Below are 26,049 nucleotides of genomic sequence, written 5' to 3'. Positions count from 1 at the left end.
TCACCAGCGCGGCAGCAAGCTCGTCGTCTGGGACAAGCCCCAGGAACCGGCCGCCTGCACGCTGCCGGCCGCCCCGGAAACCGCGCCGACGACCTTGGTCGCCGGCGCGACCACGTACCGGCTCCAGGAATCGTCGCGCGACGATTCCATGGCCTGCACCGTTTCGATGACCGATGCCGCAGCGGGAGGCAGGATCACCAGCGGCCCGGCCATCGCCGTGTAGCGGTCCGACGGCGGCGCGCTCCGGCGCGCCGGAGATGCCGGTCTGGTCCGCTCGCCCGCGTCCGAACGCGGCTTGGCGAGCACAGCGAATTGCGGCGGCGCCCACTCGCCGCGCTCCGGCCAAGTCAGCGACATCGGCATCGCGAGGGCTGCCGGCGTGATCTGCAGGTTCGCCGCAGAATCCTCGCCACCCGCGATGTCCACCGCATCCAGCCGGTCCGTGATCTTGCCGTCCCGCAGCAGCGCCAGTTTCGGAATCATCGCCTGCTCGATGCGCGCACCGACAGCCTCGTGCCTTGTCGCAGCGCCGGACAGAAGGCCCGGAAGCGCYGCGAGCATCGCGGTCGCGGTCGCGATTCCCAACGACAGCAGGAGATGGTTGCCGAGGCGGCTCGCCATCGCGGCGGGCCTGGGGGAATAAGGGTGGCCGGGCATCGGCTGTCTCTCCGGTGGCTGCGCCCATTTGGTATTGCAACGCAAGCAAGCCGCCCGCTCTGGGCGCCAGCGGGGCCGAAACGCGGCGCAATTACGGTCTACCGCCGCTTGCGCGGCTGCCATGCGCATCAGCCCGTAACGGCACTGCAGCGATCCACGCTATGCGACGTCATGGATCAACGCATCGCGAGCCTTCCGGCGCCACACGACAGGGAGCGCCGGCGACGCCGGCTCGCCGTGGCGGGCATGCTGCTCAGCGTGGTGATCTTCGGCTCGAATTTCGTCATCAGCCGCCACGCCGTGCTGCACGGCATCACACCCTATGACCTGCTGGCGCTGCGCTTCGCGACGGCCGGGCTCCTGCTCCTGCCGCTGTTCCTGCGGCCGGGGCTTGCGAGCTGTGGCGGCGTCGGCTGGGGACGCGGGCTGTTGCTGGCGCTGTCGAGCGGCTTCCCGATGACGTTCCTGATGCTGATGGGGCTCACTTTGGCGCCCGCGGCCCATGGCGCCACGATCGGGCCGGGCACGGTGACGCTGATCGGCATCGTCGGTTCGGTGGTGCTGTTCGGCGCGGTGCTGACGCGCAATCTCATCATCGGCATCTGCGGCGTGCTTGCCGGCCTCGCCTGCCTCGCCATTGCGGGCACGACGGGGGCGAGCGCCGGCACGCTGCGCGGCGATTTGATGTTCCTCGGCGTCGGCCTGCTCTGGGGCTTCTATCCGCTGATGATCCAGCTCTGGAAGGTCGACGGCCTGCGCGCAGCGGCGGTCGTCTCGGTGCTGTCCCTCGCCTGGCTGCCGGTCTACGCCCTGTTCTTCTTCCGCGGCTTCGACATCGCGCCATGGTGGGTGCTCTCGCTGCACGCGCTCTATCAGGGCGTGATCAACGTCATCATCGGCCTGTGGATCTGGGGTTGGGCGGCGCATGTGCTGGGGCCGGCGGTCGTCGGACGCTTCCCGCCGCTGATCCCCGTTACCGGCACGCTGCTGGCGATCCCGGTGCTCGGCGAGATTCCGTCCTCGCTCCAGCTCATCGGGATCGTGCTCATCATCAGCGGGCTGTTCGTCGCCTCATGGCGCAAGCCGCCGCGAAAGGCCGGTCACGAGCACGTTCCAGCCGACCGAGACGGCCAGGCCTGACGCCAAGGCCGCCCAGGACCCGAACGGCACCGCCATCAGGTGCACCACGGCGAGCCCGAGCCCGACGCCGAGCAGGCCGAGCGCTCCGCTGCCGATCACCGCAGCTGCGGCCGGTCCGCCGACCCGCGGCTGGAGAATGACGATCAGGCTGGACAGGACGATGGGCAGCCCGGCGAGGACACCGGCCCAGGCCGCACCGACCCGTTCGCTGGCGACGGTGACGATGCCGACGAGCGCGGCCACGCAAGCGGCACGCAGCGGGATGGCGTAACGCGATAGCGTGACCGGGCCGGCCGCACGGACGGCGAGATAGGGCCGCACGAGCCGGTGCACGATAATGAACGCAAAGACCGTTAGGACGGCGAGCGGCAGCGCCTGCAGGTTCAGCGAGCGCACGGCCAGGAGCACCGCAACCCAGACGGCCAGGGATATCGCGAGCGAAGGCAGCGTCGTCAGGCGCTGTGCCAAAACCACATAGCTCAGCACGAAACTCGCATGGGTGACGTTGGCGTTCATCGTGCCCAATGCGCTGGCCGCGATGAACGCGGCGTCATGGTCCAGCGCCAGGAAGACGAGGACGGGCCCGAGCGAGATCGGCAATGTCGCGATCATCGCCGCGACGAGCGGTCCGGCGCGCTCGGCCAGCAGCGAACAGCTCACCACCACCGCGGCGGCGATGGCCATCTTGATCGGCAGCAGAGCGAGCCCTGCTATCAAGCGGTCTCGCCCCGCGCCCAGCCTTCCCTGGTCTCGGCGATGAAATCTGCGAGGCGACCGGCTGCGATGGCGGCGCGCAGGCCTGCCATCAAATCCTGGTAGTAGGCGAGGTTCACCCAGGTCAGCAGCATCTTGCCGAGCATCTCCTCGGCCTTGACGAGGTGGTGCAGATAGGCGCGCGACCAGTTGTTGGCCGCCGGGCAGGAGGACTGCTCGTCGATCGGGCGCGGGTCCTCGGCGTGCTTGGCGTTCTTGAGGTTCATCCGGCCGAAGCGGGTGAATATCTGGCCGTGGCGGCCGGCGCGCGTCGGCATCACGCAGTCGAACATGTCGATGCCGCGCGCGACGGACTGGACGATGTCGTCTGGCGTGCCTACGCCCATGAGGTAGCGCGGCTTTTCCTGCGGCAGATGCGGCTCGACCGTCTCGATCATCGCCAGCATGACGTCCTGCGGTTCGCCGACAGCGAGCCCGCCGATGGCATAGCCCTTGAGGTCCATGGCGGTGAGCTCGCGCGCGCTCTCGACGCGCAGATGCGGCACGTCCCCGCCCTGCACGATGCCGAACAGCGCCCGGCCGGGATGGTCGCCGAAAGCCGCCTTGCAGCGCTCGGCCCAGCGCAGCGAGAGCCGCATCGCCTTTTCCGCGACCTTCTCCTCGCAGGGCAGCGCGACGCATTCGTCGAGCTGCATGACGATGTCGGAGCCGAGCAGGTTCTGAATCTCGACCGAGCGCTCGGGCGTGAGCATATGCTTGGAGCCGTCGATATGGGAGCGGAAGGTGACGCCCTCCTCGGTCAGTTTCCGGAGTTGCGACAGCGACATCACCTGGAAGCCACCGGAATCGGTCAGGATCGGGTGCGGCCAGTTCATGAACCTGTGCAGCCCGCCGAGCCGCGCGACACGCTCGGCGCCCGGGCGCAGCATCAGGTGATAAGTGTTGCCGAGCACGACATCGGCGCCGAGCGCCCTCACCTGCTCGGGATACATCCCCTTCACGGTCGCGGCGGTGCCGACCGGCATGAAGGCCGGCGTGCGGATGACGCCGCGCGGCATGGTGATCGCGCCGGTGCGGGCGGCGCCATCGCGCGCGGCGACGCGGAAGGTGAAATCGGTGGTCGCAGCGGCTTCGGGCTGCGCGGGCTGGAACGGAGCGGTCATGGCCTGCGAGGTAGAGCAGCGCCGGCGTTTAGGGAAGAGACCCGAACGCCGGATGGCCTTTCCCCGCCGTCATGCTCGAGCTTGCCCGAGCATCTCAGGACGCGGGGGCTCTTGAGCCCCATTCGGCATGAGATTCTCGGGTCGACGCTACGCGCCGCCCGAGAATGACGGCGATTATCCAGGCTCAGCCCTTCGAGACCACCGCCTCATAGATCTCCGGCTTGAAGCCGACGATCGTCTTGCCCTTGCCGAGGTCGAGCACAGGGCGCTTGATCATCGAGGGCTGGGCGAGCATCAGCGCGATGGCCTTGCCGGCATCGAGCCCTTGCTTCTGATCGTCGGGCAGCGCGCGGAAGGTCGTGCCGGCGCGGTTCAGCACCGTCTCCCAGCCATGTTCCTTGACCCAGCGCTCGAGCGAGACCTTGTCGATCCCGTCAGCCTTGTAATCGTGGAAGCCGTAGGCCGCGCCATGGCCGTCGAGCCAGCTGCGCGCCTTCTTCATCGTGTCGCAGTTCTTGATGCCGTAGATGGTGATAGCCACGTCGAACGCCTCAAGCCGGCCGCTTCGGGATGTCGAGGCCGCGCTGCACCGCCGGGCGCGACAGGCAGCGCTCCAGCCAGATCGGCACATGCGTCAGCGTCGCGTAGTCGACGAGCTCGCCCGCGCCGTAGAAGCCGACGAGATTGCGCACCCAGCCGAGTATGGCGATATCGGCGATGGTGTATTCGTCGCCCATGATCCAGGGGCGGCTGGCGAGCCTCTCCTCAAGCACGCCGAGCAGGCGCTTGCTCTCGCTGGCGTAGCGGTCGCGCGGGCGCTTGTCCTCGTATTCGCGGCCGGCGAACTTGTGGAAGAAGCCGAGCTGGCCAAACATCGGCCCGATCGCCGCCATCTGGAAGAACACCCACTGGATGGTCTCATAGCGGGCGGCGGGGTCCTTGGGCAGGAGTTTGCCGGTCTTCTCGGCGAGGTAGAGCAGAATCGCGCCCGACTCCCACAGGCCGAGAGGCTTTCCGTTCGGGCCATCGGGATCGATGATCGCAGGGATCTTGCCGTTCGGATTGAGCGAGAGGAATTCCGGGCCCCAGGTCTCGTTCTTGCCGATGTCGATGAGGTGCGGCTCGTAGGGCAGCCCCAGCTCTTCCAGCACGATCGAGGCCTTCACGCCATTGGGCGTCGGCAGCGAATAGAGCTGGATGCGCTCGGGGTGGCTGGCGGGCCAGCGCTTGGTGATCGGGAAGGCGGAGAGGTCGGCCATAAGGTGCTCCGGTTGAATCGGATGAGCGTCGGCGCAGGACGATAGAGCCGGGCGCGCCCAAAGCAACGGGGCGGCCCGGCCCTATCCCGCAAGGCTGGCTTGCGGCAGTGCACGATCACCCGCCGGCGAGGTTCCAACGGCCCAGAATCTCATAGGGGCGCAGCGGAACGCTCCGGATCAGGGCAAAGTCCGTCACAAGCCAGCTCAGCGGCTGCACGCGGAACGTCTTGGTCCAGAAGCGATCGTAAAGCAGCGTCAGATGCGGACGGCCCGAAGACCGCCGGCCGCGAAAGCCCTCTGCCCGCATCTCCCACCCCAGTTTGTCCTGAAGCCTATCGGCTCCGATCACGCTATCGCCGCCGGTGATGACGAGCGCGGGTGTTTCGGCGCTTTGCGCGAAGGTCGCCACTTCATCGAGCCGCAGCTTGAAAGCGTTCTGTCTGACTCGCAACGCAACGCGATTCATCAAGGCAAAGTCCTTGGCGTCCGGCTCTCGATGCTCGGACCAGCCCCAAAGCGTAACGTGATATTTGCCGGTGCCGCGCGGACGGCCCGACAGGCTAAACCAATTGCGCAGCGCGCAGGCCATATGGTCGGCCGAAGCCGCCGCGACGGGATTGGGCAGAAGCGCGAAGAAGTAGTTCGCCTGCCTTGGAAGCCAGATTCTCCGTTCCATGGTCGCCTCCTTCAGAAAAGATGGCAGAAGCGGCATCATAGAACAAAACATGAACATGTAAATACGACTGCGGGCAGAATCTTCGCGCGAAAGCACGACGCCGCCGATCCGAGCTATCGTCACTTCGACATGGCGCGGGCAGCGTGTTCGGCTATGCTGCGAGCATCAGGTCGATTTTCCGGAAAGCTCGAACAATGAAGCTGGACGGCATCGCGGGCTTCGTGGCGGTCGCTGAGGAAGGCTCGATCAGCGAGGCGGCGCGCCGGCTGCGGCTGTCGAAATCGGTTGTCAGCGAAAGGCTGGCGGAACTGGAACGCAGCCTCGGAGCCGCGCTGCTGCATCGCACGACGCGCAGGATATCGGTGACGGAGGATGGCGTAGCCTTCCTCGAACGCGCCCGGCGCATCCTGCGTGAGGTGTCGGAGGCGGCGACGGACCTCGCCGAACGCCGCGGGACGCTCAGCGGCCCGATGCGGATCGCGGCGCCGGTCACCTTCGGGCGGATGCATCTGGGCCCCGCGCTCTACCCGTTTCTGGCCGCGAATCCCGGGATCGAACTGACGCTCGATATCGACGACCGTCGCGTCGATATCGCTTCCGGCGTCCATGACGGTGTCGTGCTCGAGGATTCCCGCCTGATGATCTGGCGCCTGGCCCCGAGCCGCCGCGTGCTGGTGGCATCGCCCGGCTATCTGACGCGTTGCGGCCTGCCTGCGACGACGACCGAGCTCGATGCGCACAAGGGCATCTTCTATACGAACCGCGGCGCATCGGATTGGCGCTTCACCACGCCGCAAGGGGCCGAGATCGTGCGCGCGCGGGTCGGGCTCAGGGTCAACAACGGCGACATGATGCGCGACGCCGCGCTCGCCGGCCTCGGCATCGCATTGTTGCCGCTCTTCATAACCGGGCCGGATATTCGGCAGGGCCGGCTCACTGTCGTCGATGTCGGCGTCCTGCCGGCACCGGAATTCATCTACCTCGCGCATCCCGAAGGCCGGCTGCCTTCCGCAAAGCTGCGCGCGGTAGCCGCTCATCTGCGAGCCGCATTCGGCGACCGGCCCTCCTGGGAGGACGGAGTCCCTTGAAACCATCCGGTCACGCCATGCCGGATTGTTCGGTTTCCCTGGAAACTAGAACCACTCGGAGCAGGCTAATCCGGACACTACGACAGCTTTACCTGAAACGAGCCACGGGGCTGAAAGCGACGGTCGCAGCGACCGCCCTCCCGATGGGTGGGATCATGCGATGTTGAAGTTCGTTCTGGCTCTTGGAGCCCTCGCCCTCGGCGCGCCCGCGATGGCGCAGGTCCCGGCCTTTCCGACGTCCTTCACGTCGCGAGCTATCGAGACCAACGGTGCAACGATCCATGTCCGGGTCGGCGGCTCCGGGCCGGCTGTCGTTCTGATCCATGGCTATGGCGAGACAGGAGACATGTGGGCGCCGATGGCGGCCGACCTCGCCCGCGATCATACCGTCGTCGTGCCCGATCTGCGCGGGCTGGGGCTCTCCTCCAAGCCACCTTCCGGCTTCGACAAGAAGACGCAGGCCGGCGATGTCGCCGGCGTCCTCGACGCGCTCAAGATCGAGCGTGCGGATCTTGTGACGCATGACATCGGCAACATGGTCGGCTTCGCCTTCGCCGCGCAGCATCCGCAGCGCGTCCGCCGCTTCGCCCTGATCGACGCGCCGGTTCCCGGCGTCGGGCCCTGGGAGGAGATCCTGAAGAACCCGTTGCTATGGCACTTCCGCTTCGGCGGCCCGGATATGGAGCGACTGGTGGCGGGGCGCGAGCGCATCTATCTCGACCGCTTCTGGAACGAGTTCTCGGCGACGCCGAGCCGCTTCAGCGAGGCCTCGCGCGAGCATTACGCCAAGCTCTACGCCTTGCCCGGCGCGATGCATTCCGGCTTCGCCCAGTTCGCCGCCTTCGATCAGGACGCGATCGACAACCGCGCCTATCTCGCGGCCGGCGGCAAGCTCACCATGCCGATCCTGGCGATCGGCGGCGAAAAGTCGTTCGGCCCGACGATGGCGGCCGTGATGCGCGCTGCGGCGACCGACGTGACCGAAGGAATCGTGCCCGATTCAGGCCACTGGATCATGGAAGAGAACCCCGAAGCCACGACCAGGATGGTCCGCGCCTTCCTCGACAAGACGCCCTGAGGCGGACATTTCCGGCCGGCGGGTATCCGCCGGACATCGAGACGAAACCGAACAACAAGGGCAGGTCGACGCACCCGCCCTTGCCGGCCGAATCTTTGGCGCCGGCCGCGGGGCCTCTAGGTCATTCCCACTCGATCGTGCCGGGCGGCTTGCTCGTCACGTCGTAGACGACGCGGTTGATGCCCTTGACCTCGTTGATGATGCGGGTCGCGGCGCGGCCGAGGAAGTTCATGTCGAAGGGGTAGAAATCCGCCGTCATGCCGTCGACCGAAGTCACGGCGCGCAGCGCGCAGACATGATCGTAAGTGCGGTAGTCGCCCATCACGCCGACCGTGCGCACCGGCAGCAGCACCGCGAAGGCCTGCCAGATCACGTCATAGAGGCCGGCCTTGCGGATCTCGTCGAGATAGATCGCATCCGCCCTGCGCAGGATGTCGAGCTTTTCCTTGGTGATCTCGCCCGGGCAGCGGATGGCGAGGCCCGGCCCCGGGAAGGGGTGGCGGCCGACGAAGGCCTCGGGCAGGCCGAGCTCGCGGCCGAGCACGCGGACCTCGTCCTTGAACAGCTCGCGCAGCGGCTCGACGAGCTTCATCTTCATGCGCTCGGGCAGGCCGCCGACATTGTGGTGGCTCTTGATCGTCACCGAGGGGCCACCGGAGAAGGACACGCTCTCGATCACGTCGGGATAGAGCGTGCCCTGTGCCAGGAAATCGGCGCCGCCGATCTTGGCGGCCTCGGCATCGAAGACCTCGATGAAGAGGCGGCCGATGGTCTTGCGCTTGGCCTCGGGGTCGGCCCCGCATTTCGCCAGCTCGGAGAGGAAAAGCTCTTCCGCCTCAACATGGACGAGCGGGATGTTGTAATGATCCCTGAACAGACGGACGACCTCTTCGGCCTCGTTCATCCGCATCAGGCCGTGATCGACGAAGACGCAGGTGAGCTGGTCGCCGATCGCCTCGTGGATCAGCACCGCCGCGACCGCCGAGTCGACGCCGCCGGAAAGGCCGCAGATGACGCGGCCGGTGCCGACCTGATCCTTGATCTTCTTCTGCATCTCGGCGCGATAGGCCGACATGCTCCAGTCCGGCTTGCAGCCGCAGATATCGACGACGAAGTTGCGCAGGAGCTTGCCGCCATCCGGCGTATGCACCACCTCGGGGTGGAACATCGTGGTGTAGAAGCGCCGCTCTTCGTCGCTCGCCACCGCGAAGGGGGCGTTCTCCGAGGTCGCCTTGACCGAGAAGCCCTGCGGCAACTGCGTGACGCGGTCGCCATGGCTCATCCAGACGGGATAGCGCGCACCCTTCTCCCAGACGCCGGCGAAGAGTGCCGAAGGGGCGAGGATCTCGACATCGGCGCGGCCGAACTCGGCGGCATGCCCGCCCTCGACCTTGCCGCCGAGCTGATGCGCCATGGTCTGCTGGCCGTAGCAGATGCCCATCAGCGGGATGTTCGCGCTGAAGACCGCTTCAGGGGCGCGAGGGCTGCCCTCGTCCGGCACCGAGGCCGGGCCCCCGGAGAAGATCACGCCCTTGGGCTTCAGCCGCTCGAACGCCTCACTCGCCGACTGGAATGGCGCGATCTCGCAGTAGACGCCGATCTCGCGGATGCGCCGCGCGATGAGCTGCGTCACCTGCGAGCCGAAATCGATGATGAGGATGGAGTCGTGATGGGGCTGAGCGCTCGTCATCGCGTCCCGTTAATGGATCACGCGGGCGCGCGCAACGGCCGCAACCGCCTCAATCCCCGCGCCGGAGGCAGGCCAGGTAGAAACCGTCCGTGCCGCTGCGTCGTGGCGAGAGCTGGAGGCCGAACTCCGTGGCAAAGCGCGCCAGCAGGGAAAAGTCGCTTTCCGCCCCCTTGAGCACATCGATCGGCGCCACTGGAGCGAAACCGGGGTGACGGCCGAGAAAGGCGCGGATCGCCTCGTCGTTCTCCTCCGGCAGGACCGAGCAGGTGATGTAGGCGATGCGGCCGCCGGGGCGAACCAACTTCGCGGCTCGGGCCAGCACCTCGGCCTGGTCCTTGATCCGCTCGGCAAGGGCGCCGGGGCGCACGCGCCATTTCGCATCCGGATTGCGGCGCCAGGTCCCGGAGCCGGTGCAGGGCGCATCGACCAGCACGAGATCGGCCTGGCCGGCGATGTCGGCGAACGGCTCGTGGCCGCGCGAACGGGGGATGCGGACCTCGACGATGCCTGCGCCCGAGCGCGCCACGCGGTCATGCAACGGCGCGAGCCGGCGGCTGTCGAGATCGGTGGCGTAGAGGCTGCCGCGATTGGCCATGAGGGCAGCGAGCGCGAGCGTCTTGCCCCCTGCCCCGGCGCAGAGGTCGATCACGGTCTGCCCCGGCTGCGCCCCGGCGAGCAGTGTCACCAACTGCGAGCCCTCGTCCTGGATTTCGAACGCGCCGGCGAAGAAGCCGGGCTCGGTCTGGAGCGAGGGGCCACGCCCGTCATGCCCCGGCTGGAAGCGCAGCGCGTCGGGAGACCAGGCGCCGGGCTCGGGCTGGAGATGGGCGAGGTCTCCGAGCACGGCGTCGCGGCTCGCCTTGAGTCGATTGACGCGCAGGTCGATCGGCGCGCGGGACGCCAGCGCGCGCCCCTCTGCCACCGCCGCCTCGCCGAAACCGCTCTCGACGGAGGGCCAGAGCCATTCGGGGACATCGGCGCGCACCCAATCGGGAGCGCCCTCGTCCGTAAAAGCGGTCAGAAGCGCCGTCTCGTCCGCATTCAGCGGGGCCGGAGCATGATTCTCACCCGAGAAGAGCTCGCCGATTTCCGCCAGAGGCAGGCCACGCAGGCCCGCCAGCATGCCGAGAACCAGCGCGCGAGGCTCCTCCGACGCCATCGCGTAGCAGGACGAGGCTTTGCGGCGCAGGGCGTCATAGACCAGCGAAGCGATGGCCGCGCGATCCTTCGAACCGGCGAAGCGCCGCGACAGCCCCCAATCCTTGAGCGCATCCGCCGCCGGGCGGCGGCGCTCGATAATGTCCTGCAGCACCTCGATGGCGGCGCTGATCCGGGCGGCTGGCGTCATGATGCGTCATTCCTGGCGCAGGCCGCTCCGGCCGGCGCCGCAAGGCGGTGAGTGGGTTGTGCTTCGACCAGTTCAAACATGACGCCGAGGCATGGGGGCTCCTGCGGCATGCTCTTGACGCGGTCGTTTCACAAGCGGAAAGACGATGCAACCGCATGTCGCGGTCTCTGGGGTATCCACATATGAAAAGCGCCAGCCGCATCGTCATCCTGAGCCTCGTCGCCCTCGGCCTCGCCGCCTGCGCGACCCAGCCGCAGCAGGACTTCACCCCGCCGGCTTCCAAGCGCCTGGACGCAAAGACGACCCTCGAGAACCGCCGCTGATACGGCTCCGGCGCGAGAGGCAGCCACCAGAGCGCGGCGCACCTACGACGCACCTGTTTACAATCCAGTGAAGCCCGCATCGACCCTCACGTCGGCGCGGGTATTTTCATGCCGGCAGGCCGCGACAACTCCGTGGCCCGGGCAATCGACAGCTGCTTGGGCCAGGTGAAGCAGAGAATCCGAATGCCGGCCTTCATGGCGTTGTCACAGCCTCTGACCTAAGTTCGCGCGTATTTCCGCGATCCGGGGTCAAACCATGAAAAAGACGTTCCTTCTCTCGACATCGCTTTTCGTCGCGCTGGCCTTGCAGCCGCTTGCGGCCGTCGCCCAGCCGGCGCCCACCCTCTCCGGCCAGAAGCCGCTCGTCGTCGCCCATCGCGGCGCCAGCGGCTACCTGCCCGAGCACACGCTTGAGGGCTACAAGCTCGCGATCGAACAGGGCGCGGATTTCATCGAGCCCGATCTGGTCTCGACCAAGGACGGCGTCCTAGTCGTGCGCCACGAGCCGATGCTGAGCGGCACCACCGACGTCGCCGACCGGCCGGAATTCGCCGGCCGCAAGACCACGCGCAAGGTCGACGGCGTCGACACCGCGGACTGGTTCGCCAATGATTTCACGGTGACCGAGATCAAGACGCTGCGCGCCAAGCAGGCCTTCGCCGACCGCGACCAGTCCCATAACGGCAAGTACCAGATCCCGACCTTCCAGGAGGTCATCGACCTCGCCAAGGCCGAGAGCGCCCGCACCGGCCGGACGATCGGCATCTATCCCGAGACGAAGCATCCGACCTATCACGCGGCTCTCGGCCTCGCCTTCGAGGACAAGCTCCTCGACATGCTCAAGGCCGCCGGCTGGACCGAGAAGACCTCGCCGGTGTTCATCCAGAGCTTCGAAACGGGCAACCTCAAATACCTGCGCAAGAAGACGCAGCTGCGTCTCGTCCAGCTCGTCGATGGCGACGGCGTCGACAAGGACGGCAAGGTCTCGCTGGCAGCGCCGTTCGACCGTCCCTACGACTTCGCCGTGCTCGGCGACAAGCGCAGCTTCCAGGACATGCTCTCCGCCGAAGGGCTCAAGGAAATCGCGACCTATGCCGACGGTGTCGGCCCCTGGAAGCCCTATCTGCTCGGCGCGAAGCAGACGATCGGGGCCGACGGCAAGCCGCAGGACCTCAACGGCGACGGCGCCATCGACGAGCGCGATCGCACGCTGATCGCGCCGACCAACGTGGTCAAGGATGCCCACGCAGCCGGCCTCCTCGTCCACAGCTGGACCTTCCGCAGCGAGCCGAAGCGGCTGGTTTCGGACTTCAAGGGCGACGCTGGCGCGGAGTACAAGGCTTATTTCGCGCTTGGCATCGACGGGCTGTTCTCGGATTTCCCCGACCAGGCCGTGAAGGCGCGCGACAGCAAATAAGCCTCCTGCGACAGATCAACAGAAAGCCCGCGGCGTATTCCGCCGCGGGCTTTTTATCGGCCGGTCCGATCAGTCAGGCTGGACCTGCTTCTCGAAACAACTCTGTAAGCAACTCTGGACGCAACTCAATCACAGACGCGGGTGGTACGACGCACCATGCCGCGCGGGGTCTCCCGCTCGGTCGTGACCGTGCGGCAATCCTCGCCGCGGTAGTTCGCGCGCCGCCACTCGCGTTCGCGCGCCCGCTCATAACGGTCGTGACGCATGTCGCGATCTATGGCCCGCTCTTGCGGCGAGCGCGTGTCGACGCTGACGCCACCGGGGCCGACATTGATCGACTGAGCATAGGCGCCGCCCGTCATCAGAACAGCGGCGATAATAGCAGGAACAAGACGTTTCATGACGTATCCTCCGTTCCCGCAGATAACGCATCACGTAAGGAAGCGTTCCGCCGTCGGAGGTTTTTCTGCAACGACATCCTTCGCGATGCTTCCGCGGCGCCCCGGAAAAGCGAAGGAGCGCGCCGGCAGAACCGGCGCGCTCCTGAACGTTGGAAAGCTTCTTTGACTCAGTTCAGAATCTGGTCTCAGTGCAGAATCTGGCTGAGGAAGAGCTTGGTGCGCTCGTGCTGCGGGTTCTTGAAGAACTCGTTGGGCTCGTTCATCTCGACGATCTGGCCGGCATCCATGAAGATGACGCGGTCGGCGACCTGGCGGGCGAAGCCCATCTCGTGGGTGACGCAGAGCATGGTCATGCCCTCATCGGCCAGCGAGACCATGGTGTCGAGCACCTCCTTGACCATTTCCGGGTCGAGCGCCGAGGTCGGCTCGTCGAACAGCATGATCTTCGGGCTCATGCAGAGCGAGCGGGCGATCGCCACGCGCTGCTGCTGGCCGCCGGAGAGTTGGCCGGGGTACTTCAAGGCCTGTTCCGGGATCTTGACGCGCTTGAGATAGTGCATCGCGATCTCCTCGGCGTCTTTCTTGGGCATCTTGCGCACCCAGATCGGAGCGAGCGTCAGGTTCTCCAGGATCGTCAGATGCGGGAACAGGTTGAAGTGCTGGAAGACCATGCCGACGTCGCGGCGGATCTCGTCGATCTTCTTCAGATCGTTGGTGAGCTCCGTGCCGTCGACGATGATCTGGCCCTTCTGGTGTTCCTCCAGACGGTTGATGCAGCGGATCATCGTCGACTTGCCCGAACCGGACGGGCCGCAGATCACCAGCTTCTCGCCGCGCGAGACCTTAAGGTTGATGTCGCGAAGAACGTGGAACTCGCCGTACCACTTGTTGACGCCGATCATCTCCACCGCCGTCGCGGTGTTGAGCGAGGTCTGCTTCAGCGCGGCGGGCCGGGCGTCGGTCATCTTGGTTTCTGCCATTGCCATGGTCGTCATTCCTCTCAACGTTTTTGGCCGGCGGCGAGGCGCTTCTCGACAGCTACCGAGTAGCGCGACATTCCCCAGCAGCAAAGAAAATAGAACATCGCGGCGAAGGCATAGCCGGTCGTCCGCGTCGTCGGCGTCGCCCAGGTCGGGTCGACGAGAGTCGCCTCGATGGTGCGCAGGAAGTCGAAGATGCCGACGATGGTGACCAGCGTCGTATCCTTGAACAGCCCGATGAAGGTGTTGACGATGCCGGGGATCACGATCCGCAGCGCCTGCGGCAGGATGATGAGGCGCATCATCTGCCAGTAGCCGAGGCCGAGCGACATCGCGCCCTCGTACTGGCCCTTGGGGATCGCCTGCAGGCCGCCGCGCACCACCTCCGCCATATAGGCGGCGGCGAAGAGCGCGACGCCGATCAGCGGCCGCAGCAACCGGTCCGGAGACCATTCCTGCGGCACGAAGAGCGGCAGCATGGTGTTCGCCATGAACAGCACCGTGATCAGCGGGACGCCACGGACGAACTCGATGAAAATCACCGAGAGCAGCTGGATCGCCGGCAGCCGCGAGCGACGGCCGAGCGCCAGGAGCACACCGAGCGGCAGCGAGAACACGATGCCCACCGCCGAGATCAGGAAGGTCACCGTCATGCCGCCCCAGAGGCCGGTATCGACGCGCGGGAGGCCGACCTTGTCGGCGAGAACGGCGAGAATGCCGAACACGACGAGCGCGATCAGGATCAGCCGCTTCGGCCGATAGAAGCGCTGCCAGGCCGGCGCGGCCTCCTCTACGGCAAGCTGCCCCTCCCCGATCCAGAACTTCACCAGACTCGGCGCGAAGGACAGGACGAGATAGACCACGGCCAGCGCGAAGCTGAGCAGGATCAGGAAGCGCAGGAAGCCCTCGGCCCGGTCACCGCCGAGCAGCAGGATGAAGGCGCTCGTCGGCAGGATGACGAAGAAGAAGAATACGCCGATCTTCTTTATCGGCGCCCGGTTCCAGAGCAGCCAGATCACGCCGAGCGCGAACATCGCGAAGACGATGTTGACCCGCCAGCGCTCCGTCACCGGATAGGAACCGTAGATGAAGTACTGCAGACGATCGCCAATATAGGCCCAGCAGGCGCCGACCGGCCGCCCGACCTTGTCCGCGAGGCAGGCGTCGCGGCTCGTGCCGGTCCAGACCGCATCGAGGAAGTAGAACCGGATCAGCCCTGGCACCGCATCGATCACCAGATAGAGGCAGAGCAGGGTCAGGATGGTGTTGAGAGGGCCCGAGAACAGGTGGGCCCTGATCCAGGCCAGGGGGCCGGCGACGGAAAGCGGCGCGGGCTCCTGCTCCAGCGTATCCCTGCGAACGAAGGCGAAGGGCGCGAGTTCGGTGGTTGCGTCGGTCATCGGTCAGCCCTCACCGTTCAACCAGCGCCATGCGCTTGTTGTAGATGTTCATGAAGAACGACGTCACCAGCGAGATCGTCAGATAGACCGCCATGGTGATCGCAACGACCTCGACCGCCTGGCCGGTCTGGTTCAGCACCGTGCCGGTGAAGACCTGCACGAGATCGGGATAGCCGATCGCCACCGCCAGCGAGGAGTTCTTGGTGAGGTTGAGGTATTGCGAGGTCAGCGGCGGGATGATGACGCGCATCGCCTGCGGGATGACGACGAGCTTCAGCGTCGGGCCGGAGCGCAGACCGAGCGCGTTGGCCGCCTCCGTCTGTCCTCTGGACACCGCCAGGATGCCGGCCCGCACCACCTCGGCGATGAAGCCACCCGTGTAGGTCGACAGGCCGATCAGCAGCGCGACGAACTCCGGATAGATCTGCATGCCGCCGGTCAGGTTGAAACGACCCTGCTGCGGATAGTCGAAAGTGAGCGGACGGCCCGTGATGAAGAACACGAGAAGCGGCAGCCCGACGATGAGCGCGAGCGCGACCCAGCCGTTGTGGTACTGCTTGCCGGTCTGCATCTGCTGGCGCCGCGACCAGACGAAGAAGGCGATCGCCCCGGCGATGCCGATGAAGAAGGCGATGACGACCGCCTCGAAGGCCGGGCCGAAATTCGGGCTCGGCAGGATGATGCCGCGGTTGTTGAGATAGATGCTGCCGGGCAGCGCAATCGAGTTGCGGGCATCAGGCAACGGCTTCAGCACCGCGTTGTACCAGAAGAAGAGCTGAAGCAGCAGCGGGATGTTGCGGATCACCTCGACATAGATCATCGCCAGCTTGGCGACGATCCAGTTGTTGGAAAGGCGCGCCACACCGACGAAGAAGCCGATCATGGTGGCGAGTACGATGCCGAGCGCGGCGACGAGCAGCGTGTTGAGCAGGCCGACCAGGAAGGCCTGGCCATAGGTCGAGCCACCGGATGCCGAGAACGGGATCAGCTTCTGATTGACGTCGAAACCGGCAGCGTTGTTCCAGAAGCCGAAACCGGAGGCGATCTTCTGGGCACGAAGGTTCTCGATGGCGTTGGATGCGGCCGACCAGATCAGGAAGCCGACGACCGCCAAAAGAAGGATCTGATAGACATAGCCGCGGATCTTGGGGTCGTAGAACAACGACGCCTTGCCGGGTGATACCGTTTCGGTCGGAATGCTCGACACTTGTCACGCCCTTTTTGCTTCGCTTGTTGCGGCCGGCGATCCTTCGGCGGTGCGGTTGCGCCGAGGTCGTGTTGTTGTCCGTGCCGCTATTCTTCGTGTTTCGTGCAGGAGGCGCGCCATGCGAGGGAGCGCCTCCCCGTCATTCAGGGAAGCGTCGCGCTACCGACGCAGATAGCTGCCGCCCCCGCGGCAGTCGCGATCTCTGTCCTCATGCCGCCGTACCCCTGTTCGGAGCGGGTTTGTCCCGCTCTCCCCGATTGTGCAAATCTTGAGCAGCAAATGCCGATGCGGCAAGTCCTGCTGACGTAAATTTCCAATCAGCAAATCCCGGACCAACCGCCCTGGTGGTCCTGTCCGGCGCTGTCCGCAAATTTCTGCGCCCCCGCCCTCGTCGTCAACGAACAATCCCGTCAGTGGGATGGAGCGGCACACAGCCTGCCAGAGACCCCTTTCCTGAAGACCGTGCCGGGCGAAATGAAGCGTTCTCGCGCAGGATCTGCCGGTGCCTGCCGAGATACAAGAACGCCGCGAAACGCTTGCAGGCGGCTCGCGGCGATGGTGCAGCGGATGTCACTAGAAACGGGGCACCGGTCAGGCCGGCGCCCCGCAAGACGTATCAGCGAACCGGCGGGGCGTATTGCAGTCCGCCCTTGGTCCAGAGCGCGTTCTGACCGCGGGCGATCTTCAGCAGCGAGCCCTGGCCGACGTTGCGCTCGAAGGATTCGCCGTAGTTGCCGACGTGCTTGACGATGCGGACGACCCAGTCCGCCGTCAGGCCGACCTGCTCGCCGAACTTGCCCTCGGTGCCGAGCAGGCGCTTGACCTCGGGGTTATCCGACTTGAGCTGCTGATCGACGTTGGCCTGGGTCACGCCCAGTTCCTCGGCGTTCAGCATGGCGAAGCCGACCCACTTCACCAGGTTGAACCATTGCGGATCGTTGTTGCGGACGGACGGGCCGAGCGGCTCCTTGGAGATGATCTCCGGCAGGACGATGTGGTCGTCGGGGTTCGTCAGCTTCAGGCGCTCGGCATAGAGGCCCGAAGCGTCGGTAGTGAAGGCGTCGCAGCGGCCGGCGTCATAGGCCTTGATCGTCTCGTCCGCGGAGGCGAAGGCGACGACTTCGTACTTCAGGTTGTTGGCACGGAAGTAGTCGGCCAGGTTGAGCTCGGTCGTGGTGCCCTGCTGGGTGCAGACCGAGGCGCCGGAAAGCTGCAGCGCCGAGTTCACGCCGAGCTTCTTGCGGACCATGAAGCCCTGGCCGTCATAGTAGTTCGCGCTGGTGAAGAGCAGGCCGAGCGACGCGTCGCGCGTCATCGTCCAGGTCGAGTTGCGGACGAGCACGTCGATCTCGCCCGACTGCAGCGCGGTGAAGCGATCCTTGGCCGAGAGCGGGATGAACTTCACCTTGTTCGGGTCGTTGAAGATTGTCGCTGCGATGGCGCGGCAGACATCGACGTCGAGCCCCTTCCAGTTGCCCTGCGCATCCGGAACGCCGAAGCCGGCGAGCCCGGTGTTGGAGCCGCAGTTGAGGGCGCCGCGCTGCTTGACCTGCGCGAGGGTTGCCTGGGCGGAGGCCCCGGTCGCGGAAACGGCCATGCCAATTCCCGCTGCGAGGGCGGCTGCTACAAACTTTTTCATCGGTACTCTCCCATTGAAGCCACGTTCCCGGCTCGCGCCGAACGCCATCCTGGTCTCGCCGCCGGCAGCGATTTCGCTGCTCGGTTCACCTTGCGGTTGCGCGGCGCCCCCGTCATCGAGTCGATTGCCAGAGCGACCCATGAGCGTCAAGCAACCGCCATACGCATGAGCCGCCCCTTGTCCACTGCATACATCACATGCGAGTTTGTGGGTCGTGGTCAAGTGCGACCGCATTCTCCCGCCTGCCGGACGTGCCGTTTCCATGAAAAAGCTGTCTTCGCCTGAATTTGCCCGCCTCGGCGAGCGGACACGCCTTGTGCTTGCCGGCCGCGACCCCGAGGACAGTTACGGCTTTGTCAATCCGCCTATCGTACGAGGCTCCACGGTCGTTTACCCGAACACGGCGGACTTCCTGGTTCGCAAGGCGCGCTACACCTACGGCACGGATGGCAGCCCGACGCTGGACGCGCTGATTGCGGCGGCCAACACGATCGAGGGCGGCGCCGGTGTGGTCGCCACCCCGTCCGGGCTGCTCGCCTGCACGCTCGCCTTCCTGACCATCCTGTCCTCCGGCGATCACGTCCTGGTGACGGACAGCGTCTACCGCCCGACGCGCATCTTCTGCGACACGTTCCTGAAGCGTATGGGCGTCGAGGTCACCTATTACGACCCGCTGATCGGCGGCGACATCGCCAAGCTCTTCAAGCCGAACACCAAGGCGGTCTGGACCGAGGCGCCTGGATCCCAGACCTTCGAGATGCAGGATATCCCCGCCATCGTGGCGGCAGCCCATGAGCGGGACATCCTGGTCGCGTTGGACAACACCTGGGCGACGCCGCTCTTCTTCGACAGCCACAAATTCGGCGTCGACTTCTCGGTGCAGGCCGGCACGAAATACTACGCCGCGCATTCGGACGTGCTGATCGGCACCATCTCGGCGCGGACACCGGAACAGTTCAAGAAGCTCAAGGCCGCCTGGCACCAGCTCGGGATGATCGTGGCGCCGGAAGACGCCTTCCTGACGCTGCGCGGCATGCGCACCATGGCCGTGCGGCTCAAGGAGCAGATGCCGGCCGGCATCGCCATGGCCGAATGGCTACGCGAGCGCCCCGAAGTCGCCCGTGTCCTTCACCCCGCCCTGCCGGGCGCGCCGGGGCATGAAATCTGGAAGCGCGACTTCACCGGCGCCTCCTCGCTCTTCACGATCGAGCTCGAACCGGTTTCGATGACGGCGGTCGGCGCGATGTTGGACGGGCTGACGCTGTTCGGCATCGGCGCATCCTGGGGCGGCTATGAGAGCCTCGTCCTGCCCTTCGACTGCAAGGACTACCGCACCGCGACCAAGCCCGACTTCAAGGGCCCGACGATCCGCATCCATATCGGGCTGGAAGACACCGAGGATCTGAAGGCCGATCTCGATGCCGGCTTCGCGCGGTTGCGCGCCGCGGCCTGAGAAACCAAGGCTGCCGGTCTCTCGGTCTCCGGCCGGCTCGTTCAGAGTCGGCCGATCTCGACATCACGCCCGAGCAGCTTGGCGAGCTGCTTGAGGCGGCCTTCGACACGGTCGCTGGCCAGAGCGGCGAGATCGTCCGGAAAGCGCAGCACCAGGCGGTTGTCGACACAGGCTGCCGGGATACGCGGCAGGATGCCGGCCATGCCGGCGGACAAGAGATAGGCGACACGGAAGATCGCCGCGATCAGCGTCGCGCGGGCGAGCAGGGTCGGCTGCAGCAATGTCCTCAGGCCATCGGCAGCCGGAGAGCCTGCCTTGAGGCCGGCGTAACGATGGAAGATCGTCAGTGCCAGGAACGCCCGCCCGACATGGTCGATGCCCGTGAAATAGGCATGCGCGATCACGTTCATGCTCTGCTCGCCGCGATAGTCGGGATGGGCGCGCCAGCCGATATCGGACAACAGGCAGACGGTCTCGATCAGCCGTCCCGACGGCTCGTCCTGCGGCAGGCCCGCGGTTTGGAGGATGCCGCTCGCCCAGGCGATAAGGTCGGCAGCATGGCGCGGATCGCGGGCGCGCAGGAGATTGTAGTCGCGCGCGGCCTGCAGCAGGGGATCGGCCACCTGTTCGGCCGGCGAAAGCTGTTCGTGCAGGAGGCCCTCGCGCACGCCCTGGGCGGAGATGACGATGTTGCGTGGCTTCCCGCGCTTGATCAGCTCGTCAAGCACGAGCGCGCCATAGGCGAGCAACGGACGCCGTGCCGAGGACACCGAATCGATCGCGTCGAGGACGGACGCATCGGCCCGCTCGACCAGCTTGGCGAAATCGGCCGCATCCTTCGGCGGAATGGCATAGCCATGCATGACGTTGAGGGGGTAATTCGCGCGTCGCTGGTGCAGCGTCGCCAGCGCACGCCAGGTCCCCCCGACGGCGTAGAAGTCGCGGCCCTTCATCGCAGCGAGCTGCGGCAGCTTGTCGAGCTCGTCCCGGACGATCTTCTCGGCCGCCCGGATCGAGCCCTTCGAGCGATCGAGCAGCGCGAGGCCGCCGAGCGGCACGCTGGCGCCCTTCCCCACTGCGCCGTTCTTGACGGAAATCAGCTCCAGGCTGCCGCCGCCGAGATCGCCGACGACCCCGTCGGGGGCATCGAAACCGGAGATCACGCCGAGCCCCGAGAGAATCGCCTCGCGGCCGCCGGAGATCAGCTCGATCGGCTGGCCGACCGCCTTCTCGGCGCGGGCGATGAAGTCCGGCCCGTTCTCGGCATAGCGCGCCGCGGCGGTGGCGATGACGCGAATCTCGCCGACATGCATCGCCTCGCAGAGGATGCGAAAGCGCACGAGCGCGTGGATCGCCTTATCGATCGCATCCTCGGCGAGCCGGCCGGTCGAGGCGACCTGCCGGCCAAGCCCCGCCATCTCCTTCTCGTTGAAGACCTGCGAAGGCGCCCGCGCCAGCATCTCGTAGACGACGAGGCGGACCGAGTTCGAGCCGATATCGACGATGGCAATGGTGTCGGAGAGCGCAAGCCGCCCCGGCGCGTGCCTGAGCTCAGGCTTTACGGCCTCCCCGGCGCGTGAGGGAACGGGGACTTGAATTGGAGAGCGATTTTCCACGTCCAGACAGACTCGGGTTTGTCATGAAGTACTTATGCGCGTTGAACGGCTCTTCGTTCGCCGCCGGGACAATGCGGCGCGAGCCGCCATCGGCCAATATCGTCCAGCTCTGCTCGTTGTCGAGCAGGTTGGCCAACATAATCTGATCGAGCAACTGCTGATGCACCGTCGGGTTCAGAATCGGCGTCAGCGCCTCGACCCGGCGATCGAGGTTGCGCGGCATCAGGTCCGCCGATGAGATCGAGACCTTGGCCTTGGCCGAGGGCAGGCCGTGGCCGGCGCCGAAGGCGTAGATGCGGGTGTGCTCGAGGAAGCGGCCGATGATCGACTTGACGCGGATGTTGTCCGACAGGCCGGGCACACCCGGCCGCAGGCAGCAGATGCCGCGCACGACGAAGTCGATCTCGACGCCGGCCTGGCTGGCATCATAGAGCGCGTCGATGATCTCGGGATCGACCAGCGAGTTACACTTGCCCCAGATCGCGCCCTTGCGGCCGGCCTTCACATGCGCGACCTCCTCGGCGATGTCGGCGAGCAGCCGCTGCTTCAGGCCGGTCGGCGAGATGGCCATGCGCTCCAGCCCGTCGGGCTCGGCATAGCCGGTGATGAAGTTGAAGACGCGCGCGACATCCTGCGCGATCACCGGGTCGGCGGTGAAGAAAGAGACGTCGGTATAGATGCGCGCCGTGATCGGGTGATAGTTGCCGGTCGCGATATGGCAGTAGCTGACGAGCTGGCCCGCCTCGCGGCGCACGACCAGCGAGAGCTTGGCGTGGGTCTTGAGCTCGATGAAGCCGTAGACGACCTGGACGCCGGCGCGCTCCATCTCCTTGGCCCAGCGGATGTTCGCCTCTTCGTCGAAGCGGGCCTTGAGCTCGACCAGCGCGGTGACGGACTTACCGGCCTCGGCTGCTTCCGTCAGCGCCTTGACGATCGGCGAGTTCGCGGAGGTGCGGTAGAGCGTCTGCTTGATCGCGACGACGTTGGGATCGCGCGCCGCCTGTTGCAGGAACTGCACGACGACGTCGAAGCTCTCGTAGGGGTGGTGGACGAGCAGGTCCTTCTGGCGGATCGCGGCGAAGCAATCGCCGCCATGCTCGCGGATGCGCTCCGGGAAGCGGGCGTTGTAAGGCTTGAACTTCAGGTCCGACCGGTCGACGCCGACGAGCTGGGAAAGCTCGTTCAGTCCGATCATGCCGTCGACCTCGACGATCTCGTCGGCATCGACCTTGAGTTCGCGCACGATCAGCCGGCGCAGATGGTCGGGCATGCCGAGCGAAAGCTCGAGCCGGATGACGACGCCGAGTCGGCGCTGCTTCAGCATCGTCTCGAAGACGCGGACGAGGTCCTCCGCCTCCTCCTCGATATCGAGATCGGAGTCGCGGATGACGCGGAAGGAGCCGGTTCCCTTGACCTCGTAGCCCGGGAAGAGCTTGCCGATGAAGAGCGAGATCGCATCCTCGAGCGTGATGAAGCGATGCAGGCCTTCGCGGGCAAGATCGGGCAATTCGATGAAGCGATCGATCTTGATCGGCACGCGGATCAGCGCGTCGAGCTGGCGCCCGTCGTTCTTGCGCTCCAGCGCCAGCGCGATGGTGAAGCCGAGGTTGGGGATGAAGGGGAACGGGTGCGCCGGGTCGATAGCCAGCGGCGTCAGCACCGGGAAGACGTAGTTGAGGAAATAGTCCTCGAGCCAGATCCGATCCTGCGAGCCGATATCGGCGGGCTGCAGCAGGTGGATGCGGTTCTCATGCAGATCGTGCCGCAGCTCGGCCCAGCGGGCCTGCTGGTCGCCGGTCAGTGCGTGGACGGCCTCGCCGATCGCAACGAGCTGCTCGGCCGGGGTCAGCCCATCCTGGCTGCGGGTGACAACGCCGGCCTTGAGCTGCTCGCGCAGGCCGGAGACGCGGACCATGAAGAACTCGTCGAGATTGTTCGCCGAGATCGAGAGGAAACGCAGCTGCTCCAGCAATGGATGGCTGCGGTTCGAGGCCTCTTCCATGACGCGGCGATTGAACTGCAGCCAGCTGAGCTCGCGATTCATGAAGCGCCCGGGCTGCTGACGCAGCGCCAGCGAGTCGGTCTCGCCGGTGAGCCGCTCCGGCTCGTCGGTCACGGTATCGAGATTCATGCGCTTCACCCGCGTCCTGGTCGCTTTTTCGCTCATGGYGCCGTTGAAGCCATTCTAGCGTGACGTTTCAATGACAGGCGACATGATTTCACGCCGAGACATGTCGGTCTTGCCCGCGATCGCTCAACCCGGCTCTTCCGGGAAGAGTTCCGCCAGCACCTCCTGCACGAGCAGGCGCGTCACCCGCCGGCCGCGCTCCAGCGCGACGCGATCGAGACGGTCGACGACCTGCCGGGCGGCGGCGAAGGAGCGCTCCATCCTCAAGGCGAGGGCTTCAATCACGGCGGTGTCGACGACGAGCTGCCGGTCGATGAAAAGCTTGACCAGGACAGCTCGCAGAAGCCCGTCATCGGGCGGTTCGATGGTAGCGCTCGGCGCCAGCCGCAGCCGTGACAGCAGGTCGGGCACGCGCAGGCCCCAAAGATCGGGCTGGCGGCGCGCCGTCAGGAGCAGCGAGCCGCCGCGCGCCTTGACCGCGTTCATCAGATGGAACAGCGCGGCCTCGTCGATCGGGCCGGCATCGCAATCCTCGATCACCAGCGCGCCGCCCGAGACCAGATGCGGCACCTTAGCCTCGCTCAATTCGACGGCGGAAAGCGTCCAGGCATGGGCGGCGCGGGCCCAGATGGCGGCGAGATGGGTCTTGCCGGCGCCTTCGGGCCCGGTCAGGCGCAGCCAGGCATCCGGCCATTGCGGCCAGCTTTCGACGAGCCCGTAGGCCGCCTCATTCGACGGGCCGACCAGAAAATCCTCGACGCCATGGCGGCTGTCGACGGGCAGGTCGAAGGCGAGCTGGCGCGGGCGCGACGGTATGTCGGACATGATCGGATCAGAGATCGGCGTCGGCGCGCGCCCTCGTCCGGGCCGTGCGCGTCGTTTCGCTGCCATGGTAGAGCTTGCTGGCCAGATATTCCCTGAGCGCGAAGCGGCAGAGCACGCCGATGACCGCCGCAAGCGGCACCGCGAGTAGCAATCCGACGAACCCGAACAGCGTGCCGAAGGCAAGTAGCGCGAACATCAGCCAGACCGGATGCACACCGATCGAATCGCCGACGAATTTCGGCTGGAAGATGTTTCCTTCGAGGAACTGCCCGGCAAAGAAGACGCCGAGCGTCACCAGCGGCCAGGTCCAGTCCGGCCAGAACTGCACGATGGCGACGCCGACCGACAGCACGAGGCCCGTGAGCGAGCCGACATAGGGAATGAAGGAGAGGAAGCCCGAGATGATGCCGATCAGGGCGCCGAAATTGACGCCGATCACGCTGAGTCCGATCGCATAGAAGCTGCCGAGCAGCACGCAGACCAGGGCCTGGCCGCGCAGGAAGCCGGCGATGGCCAGATCCATCTCGTGCAATAGCCCGCGAATGGTGTCGCGGTGGTCGCGCGGCAGCCAGCTGTCGACGGTCGCGACCATCCGGTCCCAGTCGACCAGCAGATAGAAGGCGATGACCGGCGTCAGCACCAGGAGCGAGAACACGCCGACGATGGCGGTGCCGCCGCTCCAGAGCGACTGAAGCAGGCCGCCGACCCATTTCGTCGCCTCGCCGACGAGGTTGCCAAGCGAGTTCTGCGCTTCCTGCTGCAGGTTTCCGCCACCGAAACGCTCGAGCCAGGGGGCGCCCTTCTCCATCGCGAGCGCCTGGAGCTTGGCGGCATCGGCGGGCAATCTCTCGACGAGCCCGGCCAGCTGCCGTCCCAGCAGCGGCGCCAGCAGCACGAGCGCCAGTACGAAGATGATCAGAAAGACGACCAGGATGACGATGGTCGCCGTAAGCCGGTTCATGCCCATCCGCTCCAGCCTGTCGGCCAGCGGATCGAGCAGATAGGCGAGCGCCAATGCGGCGATGAAGGGCAGCAGAATATCCCGCAGCACCACCAGCAGGAGGATGAAAACCAGGAGGGACCCGAGCCAAAAGCCGATCTGGCGTTGCAACGTCATCGATCAGCCTCTTTCGCGTCTCCGGCCGGCGGAAGGGGATAGATGTGCATGGAAGCCCATGGTTCCAAGCCGCGGCGGCGGGTGAAGACCGGTCAGCCCGCCATATGGCGCAGCCAGAAGGCGAGATAGGCCGTCATCGAGGCGAGCGTCAACAGAGCGACGAGAATCTCGCCAATTGTGGAGACGTGGCCGGGATCGACCCCGAAGGCGCGCGAGCCGAGCGCCAACGCCGCGAAGGCGATCTGCGCGGCCGTGTTGAGCTTGCTGACGAGCAAGGGGGCGATCGTCACCGGCCGGTCCATCAGCCAGGACAGGATCACCGCCGCCACGATCATCAGGTCGCGCGCCACGACGAAGATGACCAGCCAGGTCGGAATGGCGCCGACCATGGCCAGGGTGATGTAGATCGAGACGATCAGCGCCTTGTCGGCGATCGGGTCGAGATAGGCGCCAAGCTCGCTCGCCATGCCGCAACGCTTCGCGAGGAAGCCGTCGACGGCATCGGATATGCCGGCCACCACGAAGATGATGAAGGCGGCCTGCCAGCGCGCATTGACGATCATGACGATCACCAGCGGCACCAGGAAGAGGCGGCCGACCGTGATCAGGTTGGGGATCGTCATTCACAACGCCCGAGCGAAACTCGACAGAGAACGACGCTAAGGGCGCCGGCAGTGGATCGGCAAGAGCGAAAACGCCGATACGCCTTGCAAGGCGCGGCGTGCTTGCC

At 66.1% G+C, this 26,049-nt stretch carries 24 protein-coding genes; 6 read left to right on the top strand and 18 right to left on the bottom strand.

The window, feature by feature from the left end; genetic code table 11:
- Positions 1–657: a hypothetical protein gene (locus AC1DVA_RS10715; RefSeq protein WP_476805904.1), complete on the bottom strand. Its 657-nt coding sequence runs from the start codon at positions 655–657 to the stop codon at positions 1–3.
- A 171-nt stretch (positions 658–828) separates the two neighbouring features.
- Here AC1DVA_RS10715 and AC1DVA_RS10710 point away from each other — a divergent pair, with 171 nt between their 5' ends.
- The gene (locus AC1DVA_RS10710) at positions 829–1,797 is read left to right on the top strand and encodes a DMT family transporter (protein ID WP_476805903.1); all 969 of its coding nucleotides are present in this window, start codon (positions 829–831) and stop codon (positions 1,795–1,797) included.
- On the opposite strand, the gene AC1DVA_RS10705 is transcribed toward AC1DVA_RS10710, so the two are convergent.
- From AC1DVA_RS10705 to AC1DVA_RS10685, 5 genes are all read right to left on the bottom strand, one after another.
- Positions 1,729–2,514, bottom strand: a complete 786-nt coding sequence (locus AC1DVA_RS10705; RefSeq protein ID WP_476805902.1) for a hypothetical protein — start codon at positions 2,512–2,514, stop codon at positions 1,729–1,731. The genes AC1DVA_RS10710 and AC1DVA_RS10705 overlap by 69 nt on opposite strands.
- Positions 2,511–3,674: a tRNA guanosine(34) transglycosylase Tgt gene (tgt, locus tag AC1DVA_RS10700; protein WP_476805901.1), complete on the bottom strand. Its 1,164-nt coding sequence runs from the start codon at positions 3,672–3,674 to the stop codon at positions 2,511–2,513. Before tgt ends, AC1DVA_RS10705 begins: the two co-directional genes overlap by 4 nt.
- A 184-nt stretch (positions 3,675–3,858) precedes the next feature.
- Complete coding sequence (locus AC1DVA_RS10695) at positions 3,859–4,215, bottom strand: ArsC family reductase (protein WP_476805900.1); 357 nt, start codon at positions 4,213–4,215, stop codon at positions 3,859–3,861.
- Positions 4,216–4,225: 10 nt separating this feature from the next.
- The gene (locus tag AC1DVA_RS10690; RefSeq protein ID WP_476805899.1) at positions 4,226–4,933 is read right to left on the bottom strand and encodes a glutathione S-transferase N-terminal domain-containing protein; all 708 of its coding nucleotides are present in this window, start codon (positions 4,931–4,933) and stop codon (positions 4,226–4,228) included.
- Positions 4,934–5,048: 115 nt separating this feature from the next.
- Positions 5,049–5,705, bottom strand: coding sequence for a 2'-5' RNA ligase family protein (locus AC1DVA_RS10685; protein ID WP_476805898.1), 657 nt, complete (start codon positions 5,703–5,705; stop codon positions 5,049–5,051).
- A gap of 98 nt (positions 5,706–5,803) precedes the next feature.
- On the opposite strand from AC1DVA_RS10685, the gene AC1DVA_RS10680 reads away from it, so the two are divergent.
- Positions 5,804–6,697, top strand: a complete 894-nt coding sequence (locus AC1DVA_RS10680) for a LysR family transcriptional regulator (RefSeq protein ID WP_476805897.1) — start codon at positions 5,804–5,806, stop codon at positions 6,695–6,697.
- A 160-nt stretch (positions 6,698–6,857) separates the two neighbouring features.
- Positions 6,858–7,775 carry an alpha/beta fold hydrolase gene (locus AC1DVA_RS10675; protein WP_476805896.1) on the top strand — a complete coding sequence of 306 codons (918 nt, stop codon included), beginning with the start codon at positions 6,858–6,860 and terminating at the stop codon, positions 7,773–7,775.
- Positions 7,776–7,896: 121 nt separating this feature from the next.
- Here the strand turns inward: AC1DVA_RS10675 and guaA are convergent, their stop codons facing one another.
- Both guaA and AC1DVA_RS10665 read right to left on the bottom strand, forming a co-directional pair.
- On the bottom strand, positions 7,897–9,465 hold the full coding sequence (gene guaA, locus AC1DVA_RS10670) for a glutamine-hydrolyzing GMP synthase (protein WP_265053030.1): 1,569 nt from the start codon (positions 9,463–9,465) through the stop codon (positions 7,897–7,899).
- Positions 9,466–9,514: 49 nt separating this feature from the next.
- The gene (locus tag AC1DVA_RS10665; RefSeq protein ID WP_476805895.1) at positions 9,515–10,813 is read right to left on the bottom strand and encodes an RsmB/NOP family class I SAM-dependent RNA methyltransferase; all 1,299 of its coding nucleotides are present in this window, start codon (positions 10,811–10,813) and stop codon (positions 9,515–9,517) included.
- Between the two features lie 182 nt (positions 10,814–10,995).
- On the opposite strand from AC1DVA_RS10665, the gene AC1DVA_RS10660 reads away from it, so the two are divergent.
- Together AC1DVA_RS10660 and AC1DVA_RS10655 are read left to right on the top strand one after the other, a co-directional pair.
- Positions 10,996–11,136 (top strand): hypothetical protein, encoded by a 141-nt coding sequence (locus AC1DVA_RS10660; RefSeq protein WP_476805894.1) that lies wholly within the window; start codon positions 10,996–10,998, stop codon positions 11,134–11,136.
- 256 nt (positions 11,137–11,392) lie between these two features.
- On the top strand, positions 11,393–12,553 hold the full coding sequence (locus AC1DVA_RS10655) for a glycerophosphodiester phosphodiesterase (protein ID WP_476805893.1): 1,161 nt from the start codon (positions 11,393–11,395) through the stop codon (positions 12,551–12,553).
- Positions 12,554–12,678: 125 nt separating this feature from the next.
- Here the strand turns inward: AC1DVA_RS10655 and AC1DVA_RS10650 are convergent, their stop codons facing one another.
- The 5 genes from AC1DVA_RS10650 to AC1DVA_RS10630 all read right to left on the bottom strand — a co-directional run bounded on the left by AC1DVA_RS10650 (position 12,679) and on the right by AC1DVA_RS10630 (position 18,180).
- Positions 12,679–12,954: a hypothetical protein gene (locus tag AC1DVA_RS10650; RefSeq protein ID WP_476805892.1), complete on the bottom strand. Its 276-nt coding sequence runs from the start codon at positions 12,952–12,954 to the stop codon at positions 12,679–12,681.
- Positions 12,955–13,139: 185 nt separating this feature from the next.
- Entirely contained in the window at positions 13,140–13,856 is a 717-nt protein-coding gene (locus tag AC1DVA_RS10645; protein ID WP_057193382.1) for an amino acid ABC transporter ATP-binding protein, read from the bottom strand.
- Between the two features lie 98 nt (positions 13,857–13,954).
- Positions 13,955–15,334 (bottom strand): ABC transporter permease subunit, encoded by a 1,380-nt coding sequence (locus AC1DVA_RS10640; protein WP_476805891.1) that lies wholly within the window; start codon positions 15,332–15,334, stop codon positions 13,955–13,957.
- 10 nt (positions 15,335–15,344) lie between these two features.
- The gene (locus AC1DVA_RS10635; RefSeq protein ID WP_265053024.1) at positions 15,345–16,541 is read right to left on the bottom strand and encodes an amino acid ABC transporter permease; all 1,197 of its coding nucleotides are present in this window, start codon (positions 16,539–16,541) and stop codon (positions 15,345–15,347) included.
- Between the two features lie 616 nt (positions 16,542–17,157).
- Positions 17,158–18,180 (bottom strand): amino acid ABC transporter substrate-binding protein, encoded by a 1,023-nt coding sequence (locus tag AC1DVA_RS10630; protein WP_265053023.1) that lies wholly within the window; start codon positions 18,178–18,180, stop codon positions 17,158–17,160.
- A 262-nt stretch (positions 18,181–18,442) separates the two neighbouring features.
- Here AC1DVA_RS10630 and metC point away from each other — a divergent pair, with 262 nt between their 5' ends.
- Positions 18,443–19,633, top strand: coding sequence for a cystathionine beta-lyase (metC, locus tag AC1DVA_RS10625; RefSeq protein ID WP_476805890.1), 1,191 nt, complete (start codon positions 18,443–18,445; stop codon positions 19,631–19,633).
- Positions 19,634–19,674: 41 nt separating this feature from the next.
- Here the strand turns inward: metC and ppx are convergent, their stop codons facing one another.
- The 5 genes from ppx to AC1DVA_RS10600 all read right to left on the bottom strand — a co-directional run bounded on the left by ppx (position 19,675) and on the right by AC1DVA_RS10600 (position 25,942).
- Positions 19,675–21,249: an exopolyphosphatase gene (gene ppx, locus AC1DVA_RS10620; protein WP_476805889.1), complete on the bottom strand. Its 1,575-nt coding sequence runs from the start codon at positions 21,247–21,249 to the stop codon at positions 19,675–19,677.
- Positions 21,185–23,380, bottom strand: a complete 2,196-nt coding sequence (locus AC1DVA_RS10615) for an RNA degradosome polyphosphate kinase (RefSeq protein ID WP_265053020.1) — start codon at positions 23,378–23,380, stop codon at positions 21,185–21,187. Before AC1DVA_RS10615 ends, ppx begins: the two co-directional genes overlap by 65 nt.
- Before the next feature lie 123 nt (positions 23,381–23,503).
- A complete protein-coding gene (locus AC1DVA_RS10610; protein ID WP_476805888.1) occupies positions 23,504–24,202 on the bottom strand; it encodes a P-loop NTPase family protein in 699 nt (232 codons plus the stop codon).
- Positions 24,203–24,209: 7 nt separating this feature from the next.
- The gene (locus AC1DVA_RS10605; RefSeq protein WP_476805887.1) at positions 24,210–25,319 is read right to left on the bottom strand and encodes an AI-2E family transporter; all 1,110 of its coding nucleotides are present in this window, start codon (positions 25,317–25,319) and stop codon (positions 24,210–24,212) included.
- Positions 25,320–25,411: 92 nt separating this feature from the next.
- Positions 25,412–25,942: a CDP-alcohol phosphatidyltransferase family protein gene (locus tag AC1DVA_RS10600; protein ID WP_476805886.1), complete on the bottom strand. Its 531-nt coding sequence runs from the start codon at positions 25,940–25,942 to the stop codon at positions 25,412–25,414.
- Positions 25,943–26,049 lie beyond the last annotated feature (107 nt).

Source organism: Allobosea sp. P4_C6 (assembly GCF_056402015.1).
This window is presented reverse-complemented; position numbering and strand designations above follow the sequence as displayed.

Bases quoted from the DNA above. Each gene is read 5' to 3' on its own strand.
- AC1DVA_RS10710 (WP_476805903.1), top strand. From the start codon at position 829: ATGGATCAACGCATCGCGAGCCTTCCGGCGCCACACGACAGGGAGCGC.
- tgt (WP_476805901.1), bottom strand. From the start codon at position 3,674: ATGACCGCTCCGTTCCAGCCCGCGCAGCCCGAAGCCGCTGCGACCACC.
- AC1DVA_RS10690 (WP_476805899.1), bottom strand. From the start codon at position 4,933: ATGGCCGACCTCTCCGCCTTCCCGATCACCAAGCGCTGGCCCGCCAGC.
- AC1DVA_RS10680 (WP_476805897.1), top strand. From the start codon at position 5,804: ATGAAGCTGGACGGCATCGCGGGCTTCGTGGCGGTCGCTGAGGAAGGC.
- AC1DVA_RS10675 (WP_476805896.1), top strand. From the start codon at position 6,858: ATGTTGAAGTTCGTTCTGGCTCTTGGAGCCCTCGCCCTCGGCGCGCCC.
- guaA (WP_265053030.1), bottom strand. From the start codon at position 9,465: ATGACGAGCGCTCAGCCCCATCACGACTCCATCCTCATCATCGATTTC.
- AC1DVA_RS10665 (WP_476805895.1), bottom strand. From the start codon at position 10,813: ATGACGCCAGCCGCCCGGATCAGCGCCGCCATCGAGGTGCTGCAGGAC.
- AC1DVA_RS10660 (WP_476805894.1), top strand. From the start codon at position 10,996: ATGAAAAGCGCCAGCCGCATCGTCATCCTGAGCCTCGTCGCCCTCGGC.
- AC1DVA_RS10655 (WP_476805893.1), top strand. From the start codon at position 11,393: ATGAAAAAGACGTTCCTTCTCTCGACATCGCTTTTCGTCGCGCTGGCC.
- AC1DVA_RS10650 (WP_476805892.1), bottom strand. From the start codon at position 12,954: ATGAAACGTCTTGTTCCTGCTATTATCGCCGCTGTTCTGATGACGGGC.
- AC1DVA_RS10645 (WP_057193382.1), bottom strand. From the start codon at position 13,856: ATGATCGGCGTCAACAAGTGGTACGGCGAGTTCCACGTTCTTCGCGAC.
- AC1DVA_RS10640 (WP_476805891.1), bottom strand. From the start codon at position 15,334: ATGACCGACGCAACCACCGAACTCGCGCCCTTCGCCTTCGTTCGCAGG.
- AC1DVA_RS10630 (WP_265053023.1), bottom strand. From the start codon at position 18,180: ATGAAAAAGTTTGTAGCAGCCGCCCTCGCAGCGGGAATTGGCATGGCC.
- metC (WP_476805890.1), top strand. From the start codon at position 18,443: ATGAAAAAGCTGTCTTCGCCTGAATTTGCCCGCCTCGGCGAGCGGACA.
- AC1DVA_RS10615 (WP_265053020.1), bottom strand. From the start codon at position 23,380: ATGAATCTCGATACCGTGACCGACGAGCCGGAGCGGCTCACCGGCGAG.
- AC1DVA_RS10610 (WP_476805888.1), bottom strand. From the start codon at position 24,202: ATGTCCGACATACCGTCGCGCCCGCGCCAGCTCGCCTTCGACCTGCCC.
- AC1DVA_RS10605 (WP_476805887.1), bottom strand. From the start codon at position 25,319: ATGACGTTGCAACGCCAGATCGGCTTTTGGCTCGGGTCCCTCCTGGTT.
- AC1DVA_RS10600 (WP_476805886.1), bottom strand. From the start codon at position 25,942: ATGACGATCCCCAACCTGATCACGGTCGGCCGCCTCTTCCTGGTGCCG.